Below are 15891 nucleotides of genomic sequence, written 5' to 3' on the forward strand. Positions count from 1 at the left end.
TGCGGGGAGTGTCAGTCCCGTTTGGGAGAATCACCGCATGATCGAAGCGCGGCGGCTGCACATCCTCCGTGCGGTGGCCGACCACCGCACCGTCACGGCTGCGGCCGCCGCGCTGTACCTGACCCCCTCGGCGGTCTCGCAGCAGCTCACGGCCCTTGAACAGGAGACGGGCCACAAGCTGGTCGAGCGCGGCGCGCGCGGGGTCCGGCTGACGTCGGCGGGCGAGATCCTCCTCACCCACGCCAACGCGGTCCTCGCCCAGCTGGAGAAGGCCGAGGCCGAGCTGGCCGCGTACAGCAACGGCGAGGCGGGCACGGTGACGCTCGCCTCCTTCGCGACGGGCATCGGCCTCGTCGTGGGTCCCGCGCTCGCCCTTCTGGAGAAGGCCGCGCCCGGCATCCGCGTCCGCGTCCAGGACGCCGAGGGCGACGCCAGCCTGCCGATGCTGCTCGACCGGCAGATCGATGTGGCGGTCGCCGTCGACTACCGGGGCGCGCCGGGCGCCGACGACGACCGGATCACGCGCGTGCCGCTGTACGCGGAGCCGTTCGACGCGGTCCTGCCGGTCACGCACCGCCTCGCGGCCGCGGAGTGGGTGCCGGTCGCCGACCTCGCCAAGGACACGTGGATCGGCCCGTACCCCGGCAACCCCTGCCACGACGTGGTGGTCCTCGCCTGCGAACACGCCGGTTTCTCCCCGCAGTTCGAGCACTCCTCGGACGACTTCCGCGCCGTCGTCGCCCTCGCCTCCGCGGGCGCGGGCGTGGCGCTGGTCCCGCGCTCGGCCCTGCACGGCGTGGACCTGACCCAGGTGGTGGTCCGGCCGATCGACGGTGCGGCGCCAGCTCGAAAGGTCTTCGCGGCGGTACGGCACGGGGCGGAGACGCATCCGCTGATCAGGCCGGTCCTTGAGGCGCTGGGGGAGGCGGCGGAGGGCTGAGTTCGGGAACGGGGAGGGGAGCCGAGGGGGAGCCGAAGGGGGGTCCGCTCGCGTAACACGACTGTTTCATATCTGGGATACCGTGCCGAATATGAGACGCGAAAGTGGCGCGCCCCCGAGCGGCGCCGGCGACCCGACGCCGGACCCCGTGGACGCCCGACTCGGCGCCCGGCTCTCCGAGCTGCGGGCCGAACACGGCTGGTCCCTGGGCGAGTTGGCGGAGCGCAGCGGCGTGAGCCGGTCCACGCTGTCGCGGGCCGAGCGTGCCGAGATCAGCCCGACCGCCGCCCTCCTCAACCGCCTCTGCGCGGTCTACGGACGGACCATGTCGCAGCTCCTGAGCGAGGTCGAGTCGGCCCCGGCCCAGGTCGTGCGCGCCGCGGACCAGCCCGTCTGGCGCGACGGCTCGACCGGCTTCGCGCGTCGCTCCGTCTCCCCGCCACAGGCCGGGCTGCGCGGCGAGGTGGTGGAGGGCACCCTCAAGCCGTACGCCGACATCGCCTACGACCGTCCGCCCGTCCCCGGCCTCGAACAGCACATCTGGGTACTCGACGGCCTCCTCGACCTGACCGTCCAGGGCACGACACACCACCTGGAGGCGGGCGACTGCCTGCGCTTCCGCCTCTGGGGCCCGACCCACTTCCACTGCCCGGGCCCCGAACCCGTGCGCTACGCACTGGTGGTGGTGCTCCCATGACGCTCACCTGCACCCGCCTCGCACCTTCGGAATTCCCCTCCTACGTAGATGAGTTGGGGGACCTCCTTGTCGACGTCGTACATGGAGGCAGCTCACTCGGCTTCCTGCACGGACTCACGCCCTACGAAGCGGCGACCTGGTGGCGCGACTACGTAGGGCCGTCCGTGCAGCGCGGGAGTACGGCCGTGTGGGTGGCGACCGACACGGAGGGAGCGGCACCGGACCGCTGCGTCGGCACGATCTCGCTCGCCTTCACCGAGAAGCCCAACGGCCGCCACCGCGCCGAAGTGGTCAAGCTGATGGTGCACGGCAGCACCCGCGGCACCGGCCTCGGCCGCACCCTGCTGGCGACCGCGGAGCGCGCCGCGGCAGAGGCGGGCGTGACACTCCTGATCCTCGACACGGAGACCGGCAGCCCGGCCGAGAACTTCTACCGCAAGGCCGGCTGGGACGAGATCGGCGTCATCCCGGACTACGCGGCCGACCCGGCGGGGGTACTGCGGCCCACCACCCTGTTCTGCAAGCGCCTCGAACCGCTCGTGCCGCTCGTGCCGGTCGGTGATTGCCAGGAATGAGGGCCTACGGTGCGGGGGAGGTGCAGGCCAGCACACACCCCCGTCCGCACTTGCACCCGCATCGCCCCGCCCCGTCCACAGGGCCGTACGGACTGTCCGAGAGGAAGCCGCCAGATGACCGCCACAGACCCGACGTACACGACGAGCGCGCTCAGCACCGGCGACGGCGCCGCCGTGGCCACGTACACCTGGCTGCCCGAGGGCGGCAGGCCCCGCGCCTTCGTGCAGATCGCCCACGGCGCGGCCGAACACGGCCAGCGCTACGACCGCTTCGCCCGCCACCTGACCTCCCACGGCTACGGGGTCATCGCCTCAGACCACCGCGGCCACGGCGCCACCGCCCAGTCCACGGGCGGCTACGGAGTCACCGACGACGCCGATCCCGAGGCCGTTGACGCGTGGGTGTCGATCGTCGAGGACCTCAAGGCGATCGGCGACCAGGCGCGGGCCCTCTACCCGAACGTCCCGTTCGTACTGCTGGGCCACAGCCTCGGCTCGCTGCTCGCGCGCGACTACGCGCAGCGGTACGCGGACGACCTGGTGGCCCTGATCCTCTCCGGCACCTTCCGTTCGCTTCCGGGCGCGGACAACGAGGGCGACATCGCGGCGCTGGAGGCCGAGATCGAGGCGGGCGGCCGGGCCGCCATCTCGCCCTACGTGGGCAACCTCTTCTCCTCCTTCAACGACCCGTACGAGCACCGCACCGGCTTCGAATGGCTCTCGCGGGACGAGGCGGAGGTCGACAAGTACGTCGCCGACGAACGCTGCGGCTTCGACTTCTCGGCGGGCCTGTCCCTGGACTGGGTCCGCGCGGTGCGCCGCATCAACGACCCCGCGAACCTCGCCCGCATCCCGGCCGACCTGCCGATCCATGTCGCGGTCGGCACGGAGGACCCGTGCAACCAGCGCATGACGCTGGTCCACGAACTCCTGGAGGACTTCCGCTACGTGGGCGTCACCGACCTCACCTGGAAGGGCTACGAGGGCGCCCGCCACGAGATCCTCAACGAGACGAACCGGGACGAGGTGCAGGAGGACCTGGTGGCGTGGCTGGACAAGCGGGTGCCGTAACGGGCTGTCGCGCACGGAACCGGCTGTTTCGGGCGATTGTCAGTGGCGTTGGCTACGGTTCGTTGCATGCTGGACGCCGAGGATGTACGCACCGTAGCCCTGTCCCTGCCGGACACGACCGAGAAGGTCGCCTGGAGCATGCCCACGTTCCGGGTCGCGGGGAAGATGTTCGCCACTGTGCCCGAGGACGAGACATCGATAGCGGTGCGCTGCCCGAAGGAGGAGCGCGACGAGCTCGTCCTGGCCGAGCCGGACAAGTTCTGGATCGCGGACCACGAGGCGTCCTTCGCATGGGTCCGGGTCCGCCTCGCGGTCCTGGAGGACCCGGCCGAGCTGCGCGACATCCTCGCCGACTCCTGGCGCCAGGCGGCCCCGACCCGACTCCTGGACGCACACCCGGAGTTGGGCCTTCCGCGCGCGGGATAAAACCACGTGAGGCGCCGCACATCCGCGTGGCATGATCCGCTCGCGAGGGCGGGCCGTGCGCGTGCGGCTCGCCACGGGGACGGCGGACGGGGGATGCGGATGGCCGGCCGGGCGGTCGATGACGAGGACGCCGAGGTCGCCGAGGTCGACGGGGGCGCATCCCGGCGCGGCATCTGGACCCGCGACTTCGGCCTCTTCTTCACCGCGAGGGGCGTCGCCAAGCTCGGCGACAGCATGCTTCCGGTGGCGCTCGCGGCGGGCCTCCTGCAGTACGGCTACGGTGCGGGCGCGGTGGGCCTCGCCATGGCCTCCTCGGTGGCCTGCTTCGCCGGCCTGGTCATCTTCGGCGGGGTACTGGCGGACCGTTTCAACACGCGCCTGCTGATGACGGGCGCCGACCTCGCACGCCTGGTCACGCAGTCCCTGGCCGCCGTCATGTTCTTCACCGGCCACGTCGTGCTCTGGCAGATCTGCGCCATCGGCGCGATCAACGGTTTGGCCGCGGCGGTCTTCCAACCCGGCGTCGCCGGCACGGTGCCCCGCCTGGCATCCGACGTGCAGGCGGCGAACGGCGCGATACGCGTGGCGGAGTCCGGCGCACAACTGGCGGGCCCGGCGGTGGCGGGCATGCTGGTCGCGCTGGCCTCACCGGGCCTGGTCTTCGCGGCCCACGCGGGGACGTACGGGGTGAGCGCCCTGTGCCTGCTCCTGCTCCGCCTGCCACCGGTGCCACGGGACAGAGCAAAGACACACACCCGAGGCGCCCTTCGATCCCTCCACTCCTTCCGCTCCGAACTGGTGGAGGGCTGGCGGGAGTTCAGGTCACGAAGATGGCTCTGGGGAGTGATCCTGGTCTGGTGCGTGCTGATGATCGGAGCGTCGGGCCCGGCCGTCCCCCTGGTCGCCGTACAGGTCACCCAGGAGCACGGCTCGACCGCGTACGGCCTGGTGAACTCGGCGCTCGGCGCGGGCACGGTCATCGGCGGCGTACTGGCCCTGCGCGTACGCCCACGCCGGATGCTGCGCGCGGGCGGCCTGGCCCTGTTCGGCTTCGCCCTGTTCCCCGCGACGGTGGGCGCGGGCCTGGGGGTGCCGTGGATGATGGCGGGCTGCGCGGTGGCCGGGGCCGGCAGTTCGTTCTGGGGCGTGATGTGGGCGACGAGCGTCCAGACCCAGGTCCCGCGCGAGATCCTCAACCGCATCCACGCCTACGAGGTGGCCGGCTCCATCGCCATGCAGCCGGTCGGCCAGGCCCTGGCGGGCCCGGCGGCGGCTGCGTTCGGTACGCAACAGGTCCTGTTGGCGGGCGGAGTGGTCACGCTGATGGTGGCGGCGACGCTGATCTCGGTCCCGGCGATCAGCGGCCTGGTGAGAGCGGACGCGCAGCCCTCTCGCCTCTCCTTCCCTACGCCGGAGCAGCGGCAGAGGAGAGAGGGGCAGCGGCAGAGGAGCCAGGAGTAGCGACGGAGGGGCCAGGAACAGTGGCAGAAGAACCAGGAGTAGCGGCAGAAGAGCCAGGTGCAGCGGCAGAGGAGTCACGGGAGAGAAGAAACCCACTGATCCGCTCCCGCAGCGCCCCCGCGTCGAGCCCGTGCCCGGCGACATGCTCCTCTACGCTCCCGTACCGCCGCAGCTCCCGCCGCCCGACACCGAGCCCGAGCACTCGGTGCGGCACATCGGCGAGCGCGTCATTGGCGGCGCGGGTGGAGGTCCCGGCGAGGTAGGGCTCGACGATCACGACATCAGCGCTGCCACTCGCATCCACCGCCCGCCGCAGCCCAGCGTCATCAAAAGGCCGAATGGTGGTCGCGTAGAGAACACTGACATCAAGCCCTTCGGTCGCGGCAAGCACGTTGTCCAACATGGGCCCGACGGCAACGACGACTCCCCGCCGCCCTTCCCGCACGGACAAGAACCGCTCCCCATCCACAGGCAGCGCCTCCCGGTTGCTCTGCACCGACAGCCGCACGTACTCCCGCGAGTCACTCACGACATCGCCACCGGCCCCCACGGCCCGCCGCAGCAGTACCTCGGCCTCATCGGGGTGCCCCGGCACATGCACACGCCACCCGTCGAGGGTGTCGAGCAGCGCCACATCACCGGGAGCCATGTGCGTAAAGCCGCCGGAAGACACGTCGTACGACGCGCCCGCACTCACGAGCACACCCCCGACCCCTTGATGCCCGAAGTCCAACTTCACCTGCTCAAAAGGCCGTTCAACGAGAAAACTCGCGAAGGTGTGCATCACGGGCCGCATCCCGGCGAGCGCAAGCCCCGCCCCGGCCCCGACGAGCAACTGCTCCCGGATCCCGACATTGATCACCCGCTCCGGATGCCGCCGAGCGGCCCCGGCAAAGGGCGCGGCCCCGATCTCGGCGAGCACGACGGCGACGCGGGGGTCTTCGTCGAGGATCTGGGTGAGGACGGGGGCGAAGCGATCACGCATGGTGTCCACGAGAGTCTTCCTTCCAGGAGAGGGAGTAGCGAGGAGAGAGGGGAAGAGGGGGTTTTGGGGAGGGGCCTCACCCAAACTTCGGCTCGACGCGGGCGACGACGAGGTGCGGCCGCCCCGGATGCGGCGCGCTGAAGGCCTGGTGCAGCGCCTCGTGATCCCGCCCATCGACGGTCACGGTCGACCACCCGGCGGCCTCGAACCGGGCGGCGATGCCGCCGGCCCTGCCGTAGGTGGCGGACAGGTTGTCGACGACGACGGTGTGCAGTCGCTCGAGCCCGATGGCTCCGGCGTAGGCGATGGCCTCGTGATTGCTGCCCTCGTCGAGCTCGGCGTCTCCGACGAGGGTCCAGACGGCCGGCTCGCTCAGCCCCTGGGCCCGCAGCCCGAGCGCGGTCCCGACGGCGATCGGCAGCCCGTGCCCCAAGGACCCGCTCCCGATCTCCACGCCCGGCACGAGCACCCGATCGGGATGATGCCCGAGCCGCGACTCGTACGCCCCGAACCCACTCAGCCACGCCTCGGGCACGAACCCTTTGGCGACGAGCACGGCGTAGTACGCCATGGGCCCGTGCCCCTTGGACAGCAGAAACCGATCACGCCCGGCCTCCTCGATGCTCTCCGGCCCGACCCGCAGAACACGGTCGTACAGCACCCACAACACGTCGAGGGTGGAGGTGGCGGCGGGCCCGTGCTTCTCGTCCCCGGTCATGCGACTCATGAGCCGGGACAGATCCTCGTAGCGATAGCCGTGGCGCCCGACGGCTTCGGGGGCTCCGAGAGCTCCGACGGCTCCGGTGCCACTGCTGGCGATGTCATCCGCTGTGGTCGTCATGCAGGCAGCCTGCAACCTCAACTTTGCTTGAGGTCAACACCTCGGTTTGGCGGCGTGCCGGATCCCGCCCGCCCACCGGAAGGGATGCGCGACCACGGCCCCGAGTGCGGTATGGTTTCTCTGCGCGTTCGGCCAGGGGGAAACCCCAGGTCAACGAGCATCGGGACGTGGCGCAGCTTGGTAGCGCACTTGACTGGGGGTCAAGGGGTCGCAGGTTCAAATCCTGTCGTCCCGACAAGTTCGAACGATCGAACGTCGCAGGTGAAGGGCCGTTTTCGAACGGCCCTTTTTCTGTTGCTTCCACGCTCCCGGTGGGAGCGTGGCGAGTGGGAGCGGGCTCCCACTGTCCCCTTACCCGGTTACTCCCACTCTGGCCGATGCGCACATATTCGATTCCTTGCGCGCGTGTTCACATCCGAGCCCGGTTTGTGACCGGCGGCTCCCCGTCCTATGGGTGGCTTTCTGGGTATGTGCTTGCGCTCTTCGTGCTGGTGGGGGTCGCTCCCAGTGGGAGTGGGGTCGGGAGCGGCGACACCATGGCTGGAATCCGGGTTATGGGGCCATGCGAACTTTTGACCCCAGTTCCGATTTTGGGCGGGCGGTATGCGGCTTTTCGGTGGTGGCTGGTGGGGGCTGCATCGAGAGGTTGAACGCGGGTGGGAGCGGGTCGGTGAGGTTCGCGCATGTTGTGGGCTCTTGGGAGTGTGTTGTCGCTGCCGCGTCCGCTCCCATTGCGGGGTCTTCTCGCACCTGGATCTGATGGTCGACTTCATCGCCGTGGCCCACATGACGAAAACGCCTCCCGGGGCAGGGGGGCGCGCTCGTCCGCGTTTGCGAGCCGTGACACGGCGGCCGCCATCAACGCCGGCTCCGCCGTGCCCACCGGCACGCTGGTCGTTGTCGTGTCCGGCTCCCGTATCGGTGCTGGCCGCATCATCGGTCAGTGAAAGCCCCTCGTTCCCTCCGCCGGGTGTGAGTTCAAACTTGCCGACGGGCAGCGTGGACGTTATCGACATTGCTCCGCAGTTCGCCGCGGCTGGATTGTTCGGCGACGCCACTGGCGACAACGCCGCCGTCTGCGAGTACCTCGGGTTTTTCCGGTGGTTGCCGTAGAGGCCGGGCCCGTGCGCTTGCTGCCGATTCCCGCATCCATGGCAGGGGCTTCATGAAGCAGTACTCGGACCTGAAGAACCTCTTCTACGAACGTGTCTGGAACGAGTCCACCCACGGTCGCCCCGGGAAGGGCGTCGTTGTCACCGCGACCGGGATGACGGCTTCCGCCTGCAAGCCGCCTGGCAGCGGTCCCAGGTTCACTGCTTGTCCGGTAGCAGGAATGCGCGGCGCTCCTCGGGACTGAGCTCCCGGAAGGCCTTTTTGCGGGCGCGGCGGAGCAGGCTGTCGATGTCGTGCTCGGCCAAGGTCCAGATGCGTACGGTTCGGTCGCGGGAGGCGGTCGCGAGGCGTGTGCCGTCAGGGTGCCAGGCGAGGCCATTGGCCCAGTCGGCGTGGATGCCGAGTACGGCGAGCTGGGTGGCGCTGTCGGGGTCCCAGAGCCGGATGGTGCGGTCCCGGGACACGGACGCGATGGAGGTGCCGTCAGGGGACCAGGCGAGGTCCTGTACCGGTCCCTCGTGGCCGGCCATGACGGCGAGTTCGGCGCCTTGGTACGGGTCCCACAGGCGGATCGTGCGGTCGCGGGAGCCGGTGGCCAAGCGGCGGCCGTCGGGTGACCAGTGGATCTTCCAGACGTAGTCCAGGTGGCCGGGCAGGGTGGTGACGGCGGAGCCGTCGGTGGTGTCCCAGACGATGGCGGTGCGGTCCGTGCTGGACGTGGCGAGGTAGCGGCTGTCCGGTGACCAGGCCGTACCGCCGATCCAGTCCTGGTGGCCGCGCAGGATGTGGACGGTCGCTCCGGTGACGGCGTCCCAGATGCGGGCCGTGCCGTCGCGGCCGGCGGTGGTTATGCGTGTGCCATCGGGTGACCAGGTGACGTTGGACAGTTCCTCGGTGTGCCCGTTCAGGGTGATGTCATCGTCGCGGGCGTCTGCCGTCCGCACAATGGCGGCACCATCGCGCAGGGCAGTGACCAGACGGGTGCTGTCGGGGGACCAGGCCACATCGGACACTTCGCCGTCGTGTTGGTCGCGGGTCTGTCGGCCGGTGACGATGTCGTGGATGGTGAGGGAGCCGTCCTGGCAGGCAGAGGCGATGCGCGTTCCATCGGGCGACCAGGCGACGCGGAGGACCCCGTCGGCGTGGCCGCCGAGAATGCTGGTGGGTTCGGTGACGTCCCAAACAGCGGCGGTCCGGTCGCGGGAAGCGGTCGCCAACCGTTTCCCGTCGGGGGACCAGGAGATGCCGTAGATGGTGTCGGCGTGGTCGGTGAGCCGGACTTCGCCGTCGGCACCGTCGAGGCTCCATACATAGGCCGTACGGCTTGCGTCACCACCGGCGAGGCGGGTGCCGTCCGGAGACCAGGCAAGGGAGTTGATGACCTCCGGGCATTCCAGTGTTCGCTGCGTCTCCCAGGTGGTGCTGTCCCAGATCCGTACGGTCCGGTCGCCTGAGGCCGAAGCGAGCCGTCGGCCGTCCGGAGACCACCGGACCGACTCGATGTTGTTCTGGTGGTCGGTGAGCACGGTGACGATGCCTGGCGTAGTTGCGGCCCAGACCCGTACCGTGCCGTCCTCTCCGCCGCTGGCGAGGTGTCTTCCGTCGGGTGACCAGGTCACGCTCCAGATCATGTGCTGGTGTCCGCGCAGCACCGCGGATTCGCTGTACGTGTCGGCGTCCCAGATCCGCACCGCGCAGTCGCTGCCGACCGACGCGAGGCGGTTTCCGACGGGCGACCAGACGACGCCACCGACCCCCTCCTCCCGCTCACCGACCGCCCCCGTGTGGCGGAGGACGGCCTGCTCGGCCCAGGTGCTCGTGGACCAGATGAGGACGGTGGAGTCCCTGCAGCCGACAGCGAGCCTGAGCCCGTCGGGGGACCAGGCCACCGCTTGCGTCCCGGCGCCGGTGCCCTCAGGCACGATCGGTTGGTCATCACTCTCCGGGCGCCACACTCGGACGGTACCGTCGTCGCTCGCCACGGCCAGCCGTTGCGCGTCCGGTGACCAGGCCACTCCGGATGCGCCGCGTTCGAAACCGCGCAGTACCGCGAGCAGCCGTGAGGCGCCCAGAGTTGTGTGCAGTGCTTGGACCGCAGCCGGTGTGGCCGCGCATTCCTCCACTGCCGCAAGCGCGGCGAGCACAGCGAGCTCCGGGGCTGTGTCAGCGCTTTCGAGCGCCCGGACGGCTACCGCGTCCGCCGCGCGTTCCATCGTTTCTCGGTGAGCGCGCAGCGACCGCTCTACGAGTTCCTCGACCAGCGGCGTCGCGCCGAGTGTCCGCGCAGATTCGGCCATCCAGTACCGGGCGGAAGACAGCCGCTCCCCGGTGAGGAGGTAGTCGTCCTTGCACTGGGTTCGGTCCCAATCCTGCGCCCAGCGCTCCAACTCGGTGCGGCGGCGCAGGTCCTCACTGCGGGCATCGACTGCCCGGCGCAGTGGCGCCCACTGGCGGAACAGCGCCTCGTGCGCCACGTCCAGTACGCCGCCGTCGCTGGTGAGTAGGCGCCCTGCGACGAAGGCATCGGTGACTTCCTGCTCCCGAGGGGCGAGATCGTCGCGGCGGTTCCGCCGACGGGTGGCCTCATTGCCATCGACGGTGACGAATTGCAGCAGGGTGGGGATCACGGGCGCATCCGCCAGCTCGGCGGCTATCGCGTCGGCCCTCTCCGACAGGGCTCCGGCAACACCGCCGAGAGCTCGATAGGTCTCTTCGGTCACCGTCCCACCGGACCCTCCGGCGCGCAGATACAGCTCTTGGAGGGTGTAAGCGAGCAGCGGCAGAGCGTCGCCGCCTCCGCAGTCGTCGACCATGCGCGCCACGACGCCAGGAGCGAAGGTCAACCCGGCCTGCTCGGCCGGCTTCTCGATGACCTCGTGCAGCGCGTCCCGGGCGAGCGTGCCGACGATCATCGACTCACGCGCCAACTCGGGGAAGCCGGCCTCCAGGAACCCGGTGAGGAAGTCCGATCGCAAGGTGGCCACCACCCACAACCGTGGGTCGCGGCGCAGCGCGTCTCGCACGGCGGTCAGGAACGCGTCACGCGCCTCGGGCCCGGACAGGGTGAGCAACTCTTCCAGTTGATCGATTACCAGCAACGCGGGGCGCTCAGCCGGCAGTTGAGTCAATCGCTGTCGTAAGGTGCCGACCGGGTCCGCCCCGGGCGAGAACGGTGCTGCGACCACCCAGCGTCCCCGCCGCCGGGCCAGCGCCGGCAGCAGCCCAGCCCGCACCAGGGACGACTTGCCACTGCCAGAGGGTCCAACCACGGCAACGAACCGCTGTGCCCGTCTCGGCGTCACTGGGTGCAGGCGCCCGACCAGTTCGGCGATCTCCCGGTCCCGTCCGAAGAAGACCGCCGCGTCATCCTCCATGAAGGCTTCCAGTCCCGGGTACGGCGGCTGATCCCTGTCCCAGGTGCGGCGCACCGGCGACGGCCGCTCGAGGAAGTGCAGCGTGATCTGACCCCCGATGAGTACCAGCAGCGCAACGCCGATCAACGGCACCGACCAGTCCCGCAACAGCCTTAAAACCAGCGGCACATGACCCGTCTCGCCTGTCGCATAGTTCGTGGCCATACCCAGCAAGGCCCCGACCAGCATGAGCAGGACATCGAGCATGAGCTTGAGGGGACGTCGATCCATGGATCGACAAACTATCTGGCCCAGAAGGCCAGATGGCCACGTCCTCACAGCACGTGCAGGGAGCCCGCGACCCAGACGGTGGAGGCGGCGGTCTTGATGCCGAGGGTGGTGAGTTCGCCGTGGATTCGGCGGTAGCCCCAGGGCGGGTTTTCGCTGGCCAGGCGCAGGGTCAGTAGGCGGATGGAGCGCACGTGCGGGGTCGGCCTGGGCGGTGAGGTCGAGAGGCGTTCGCGTGGCGCTGTTTGAGCAGGTTGCGGTGCCATCGCAGGACGGTGTCGGGACGTACGAGCAGCCGCAGGCGGCATAGTGCCTCACGGGAGAGAGGGTGGAGGAGCGCGGCGAGGAATGCTCGGTCTGCAGGTGCGAACTCGGTTCGTTCCGGATCGAGTTGCGGTTGCAGGACGGTGATCTGGTGGCGCAGGGCGAGGATCTCGATGTTCTTGTCGCGGTCACTTGCCGGGAGCAGTCGCAGCGTGGCGAAGGCGTTGGTTACGGTCGGATAGGTCGATCGAAGCAGCACGGTCGTTCATCATGCCGGGCTGCCACGGTGCGATGACGGCTTGAGCGGCCTGCGCGGATGGGGTTCTCGGCACGCACAAGGCCAGGCGTAGGAGCATGGGCATTGATCCTTACCGACCGCTGTCGTCGGCGCGATAGCAGGGCTGAACTGCACCGACGTAATATTCGGCACTCACAGGGTCTCGTAGTCACGTGCGAGGCGGCGGTGGAGCATCAGCGAGCCGTAGGTCCGCTCGACGGTCCAGCGTTTCGGGATCGGTGTGAACCCCTGGGTCCCGGGCTTGCGTTGGACGATTTCGAGGTCGATGCCGGGGGGGGGTGCTCGATGAAGTGTTTGCGGTAGCCGCCGTCGACCCAGACCTTGCGGAGGCCGGGATGGTCGGCGGCGGCTTGCGCCAGCAAGGTGCGGCCGACGGTCGAGTCCTGCACGCTCGCCGCGGTGACCAGGACCGCCAGCAGCGTACTCACCTGCGTCTTCCTCCGGTACGTTCACTCTGAGTGCACCCGGGCCGACGCGGCGTTGGTCGGGGTTGGATCGGAACACGGGGGAGCCGCTGTGGACTTCGGGGTACTGGGCCCGCTGAGCGTGCGCTGTGCAGGGGCGCCGCTGGAACTCGGGACGCCGAAGGCGAGGGTGCTGCTGGCGGTTCTGCTGGGCAGGCCGGGCCGGCCGGTCGCGAGTGACACGCTCGCGGAGGCGCTCTGGGGCGAGACGCCACCGAAGAGTGCCGCCAAAAACGTGCAGACCTATGTGTCCCGGCTGCGGCGGTGCCTGGGGGAGCCGGAGCGCATCACCAGACAAGGGTCGGGGTATTTGCTGCGGACCGGCCGCGACGAGTTGGACGCGGCGCGCTTCGAGGATCTGGTCGGGGCGGCCCGCGCGGCGGCGGACGGTGATCCTGACCGTGCGCACCAGCTCTTCGACGAGGCGCTGGGGCTGTGGCGGGGGCCCGCGTTCGCCGGGTTCGCCGACGTCCTGGGGCTGGCCCCGGAGGCCGCCCGCCTCGATGAGCTGCGGCTGGGCGTGCTGGAGGAGCGGATCGACGTCGGGATGCGGCTCGGCCGACACCGTGAACTGCTGGGCGAGTTGACCGCCCTGACCATGAGGCATCCCCTGCGCGAGCGCCTGTGGGGGCAGCTCATGCTGGCGCTGTACCGCTGCGGGCGGCGGGCGGACGCGCTCGAGACCTATCTTCAGGTCCGCTCCGTGCTGTCCGAGGAGGCCGGTCTTGAGCCGGGTCGGTCGCTGCAGGACCTGCATCGGACCATCCTCGGCAACGAGCAGATGCCGACGTCGGAGTCGGGCCCCGCCCCGGTATCACCGGAGGCACAGCTCCTGGCCGCCGTGCGGGAACGCCGCACCACGGACAGCGCCAGGATGCTGCCGCCGGCGCTCGCGGATTTCAGCGGCCAACACGCAGAGCTGGAACAGATCGAAAGGGCGCTCCGCAACGACCGGGCCGCCCACGCGCCAGCCGCCGTGGTGGCCGTGTCGGGGCCGGGTGGTATCGGCAAGACGGCCCTCGCGGTGCAGGCCGCGCACCGCCTCAGATCCGCCTACCCAGATGGGCAGTTGTTCGCGGTACTGGACGGTGTGCGCAGCCAGCCGGCCGACCCGGCGGCAATCCTCGGCCGTTTCCTGCGCGCACTGGGGGTTCCCGCCACCGCGGTGCCGGACGACGCGGACGAGCGTACGAGCCTGTACCGGGGCATTCTCGCGGAACGCCGGGTCCTGGTGGTCGTGGACGACGCCCTCGACGAGGCACAGCTTGCCCCTCTGATGCCGGCCGGCGGCACCTGCGGGGTGATCGTCACCGGCCGGGTGCGACTGGGCGGGCTCGGTGGCGCCCACCGCATCGAACTCCGAGTGATGTCCGAAGGCGACAGTCTGGCCATGCTGCGCGCCGGCACCGCGGACCGGCTGGACTCGGCGAGCCGGGAGGAACTGTCCGATCTGGTCCGGCTGTGCGCGCGGTTGCCGCTCGCCCTTCGGATCGTCGGCGCGCTGCTGTTGTCCCGGCCGCACTGGGGCCCGGCGGATCTGGTGTCACGGCTGGCCGACGCACAGCGTCGGCTCGATATGCTCCGCTACCGCGATCTCGAGGTGCGGACCAGTTTCGGGCTGAGCTACGAAGGGCTCCGGCCGGAGGCGCGGAGACTGTTCCGGCTCCTCGGCCTCCTGGAGGCGCCCGATTTTCCGCTTTGGGCGGCGGCCGCGGCGGTCGACGGCGAACTGCTTCCCACTCAAGACCTCCTGGACGAGCTGATCGACGTCCACCTGCTCGAGGTCACCGGAACACCGAACGGCCAGGCACGGTACGGATTCCACGACCTGATCCGCGTCTACGCGAGGGAATGTGCCGAGGCCGAGGAGGAGGCGACGGCACGCGACGAGTCCGTCGTCCGTGTTCTCGGCGCCCTGCTGGCCTTCACGGACTTCACGGACCGTGAACACATGGGACAGAACATGTTCCGGCGGGAGGCGCCTCGCTGGCGGCCGGAGCGGGTCGAGGCCGCCCTGCCCCGCGCGGTGGTGCCGATGCGGCTGTTGGACCTCGAGCGCGTCTCTCTGGTGACAGGTGTCCGGCAGGCCGCGGCCCTGGGCAGGGACGAGCTCTGCTGGGAGCTGGCCGTGGGCGGACACGCATTGTTCGAGGTGGAGCGCTATTTCGACGAGTGGCAGGAATGCTACGACACGGCCATGCGGCAGGCGGACATCGCCGGAAACGTGCGGGGCCGAGCACGCCTGCTCGTCTCCATGGCCGGGCTGCTCTACACCCGACGCTGGTACGGCCCGGCGGAGAAGTCCAACTCCGAGGCCATGGCCCTGTTCGAGCAGATCGGGGACCATCAGGGGTATCTGGAGGCGCTGAGCAACGCGCCGTTCTTCCTCGTGCCCAACGGGCGTCTGGCCGAGGCCATCGCGACGGGCAGAGAGGCCTACGAGCGACTCACGGCCGGCGGCCAGGCCGCAGCGGCGCTGCACGCGTACTCGCAGGTCGGCCTCGCACACCTCCAGGCGGGCCGACCCCAGGCCGCGGCGGAGGTGCTCGCAGAGATCATCGACGAGGCGCGCAAGCACCGCATCCTGACCTTGGTCGCACGGGACACCTATTGGCTCTGCCAGACCCAGCTCGCGCTCGGCCGACTGGCGGAAGCGGCAGCCGCGGTCAGCGAACTGAGCAGACACATGCGGGACTTCGGCGCATCCGGCCCCTTCTACCTGGCTCACGCCCGGGGCTGCGTCCAGCTGGCCTGTGGTGAGTACGCCGACGCGCGCCGCCACCTCACCGAGGCCGTCGAGGTGGCGCGCGCGCTCGATGACCCGATGTTCGAGACCCGGAGCCTCATCGACCTGCTCGACCCGCGCCTGTATGACGGCCATGAGGCGCGGGCCGCGATCGGCCAGGGAGAGCACGCGGTGGAGGTGGCCCGCCGTATCGACTACCCATATCTGCTCGCCGGCGCGCTGGAACAGCTCGCCGGGCTGCACGCCTTGGCGGGCGACGGCACTGGTGCGGCGAACCTGGCCGCGGAGGCAGCCACCGTACGGGCGGACATCCGCTGAGCGAACGTGTGAGCTGTCGGTCGCGTCGTATTCCTCGCGTGTGCCGGGCGT

Annotated in this window: 10 protein-coding genes, 1 tRNA gene and 2 pseudogenes; 8 read left to right on the forward strand and 5 right to left on the reverse strand. The window is 70.1% G+C overall.

Translation table 11 applies throughout. From position 1 onward, the window contains the following. The first annotated feature begins 37 nt into the window (after nucleotides 1-37). The 6 genes from OG746_RS36010 (at nucleotide 38) to OG746_RS36035 (ending at nucleotide 5170) form a co-directional block, all read left to right on the forward strand. Nucleotides 38-940 (forward strand): LysR family transcriptional regulator, encoded by a 903-nt coding sequence (locus OG746_RS36010; RefSeq protein ID WP_266722440.1) that lies wholly within the window; start codon nucleotides 38-40, stop codon nucleotides 938-940. Nucleotides 941-1031: 91 nt separating this feature from the next. Further along, the gene (locus OG746_RS36015; protein ID WP_266722442.1) at nucleotides 1032-1637 is read left to right on the forward strand and encodes a helix-turn-helix domain-containing protein; all 606 of its coding nucleotides are present in this window, start codon (nucleotides 1032-1034) and stop codon (nucleotides 1635-1637) included. Further along, entirely contained in the window at nucleotides 1634-2212 is a 579-nt protein-coding gene (locus OG746_RS36020; protein ID WP_266722444.1) for a GNAT family N-acetyltransferase, read from the forward strand. Before OG746_RS36015 ends, OG746_RS36020 begins: the two co-directional genes overlap by 4 nt. A 114-nt stretch (nucleotides 2213-2326) precedes the next feature. Then, nucleotides 2327-3283 (forward strand): alpha/beta fold hydrolase, encoded by a 957-nt coding sequence (locus OG746_RS36025; protein ID WP_266722446.1) that lies wholly within the window; start codon nucleotides 2327-2329, stop codon nucleotides 3281-3283. Nucleotides 3284-3349: 66 nt separating this feature from the next. Continuing rightward, complete coding sequence (locus OG746_RS36030) at nucleotides 3350-3709, forward strand: MmcQ/YjbR family DNA-binding protein (RefSeq protein ID WP_266722448.1); 360 nt, start codon at nucleotides 3350-3352, stop codon at nucleotides 3707-3709. A gap of 99 nt (nucleotides 3710-3808) precedes the next feature. Further along, a complete protein-coding gene (locus tag OG746_RS36035) occupies nucleotides 3809-5170 on the forward strand; it encodes an MFS transporter (RefSeq protein WP_266722450.1) in 1362 nt (453 codons plus the stop codon). On the opposite strand, the gene OG746_RS36040 is transcribed toward OG746_RS36035, so the two are convergent. Beyond that, a complete protein-coding gene (locus OG746_RS36040) occupies nucleotides 5115-6164 on the reverse strand; it encodes a transketolase family protein (protein WP_266722452.1) in 1050 nt (349 codons plus the stop codon). The genes OG746_RS36035 and OG746_RS36040 overlap by 56 nt on opposite strands. Nucleotides 6165-6231: 67 nt before the next feature. Beyond that, nucleotides 6232-6882 carry a thiamine pyrophosphate-binding protein gene (locus tag OG746_RS36045; RefSeq protein ID WP_266725638.1) on the reverse strand — a complete coding sequence of 217 codons (651 nt, stop codon included), beginning with the start codon at nucleotides 6880-6882 and terminating at the stop codon, nucleotides 6232-6234. 275 nt (nucleotides 6883-7157) lie between these two features. On the opposite strand from OG746_RS36045, the gene OG746_RS36050 reads away from it, so the two are divergent. After that, a tRNA-Pro gene (locus tag OG746_RS36050) sits at nucleotides 7158-7231 on the forward strand. Between the two features lie 1075 nt (nucleotides 7232-8306). Here OG746_RS36050 and OG746_RS36055 read toward each other — a convergent pair. The 3 genes and pseudogenes from OG746_RS36055 to OG746_RS36065 form a co-directional block, all read right to left on the reverse strand. After that, complete coding sequence (locus OG746_RS36055; protein ID WP_266722454.1) at nucleotides 8307-11753, reverse strand: nSTAND1 domain-containing NTPase; 3447 nt, start codon at nucleotides 11751-11753, stop codon at nucleotides 8307-8309. 71 nt (nucleotides 11754-11824) lie between these two features. Beyond that, nucleotides 11825-12273, reverse strand: a pseudogene (locus OG746_RS36060) (integrase); the annotation flags it as partial. A 174-nt stretch (nucleotides 12274-12447) separates the two neighbouring features. Continuing rightward, nucleotides 12448-12731: pseudogene (locus tag OG746_RS36065) on the reverse strand (transposase); the annotation flags it as partial. 97 nt (nucleotides 12732-12828) lie between these two features. Here OG746_RS36065 and OG746_RS36070 point away from each other — a divergent pair. Then, nucleotides 12829-15840 (forward strand): AfsR/SARP family transcriptional regulator, encoded by a 3012-nt coding sequence (locus tag OG746_RS36070; RefSeq protein ID WP_266722456.1) that lies wholly within the window; start codon nucleotides 12829-12831, stop codon nucleotides 15838-15840. Nucleotides 15841-15891: the final 51 nt, after the last annotated feature.

The sequence above is a fragment of the Streptomyces sp. NBC_01016 genome, from assembly GCF_026341035.1.
Taxonomy (GTDB): domain Bacteria; phylum Actinomycetota; class Actinomycetes; order Streptomycetales; family Streptomycetaceae; genus Streptomyces.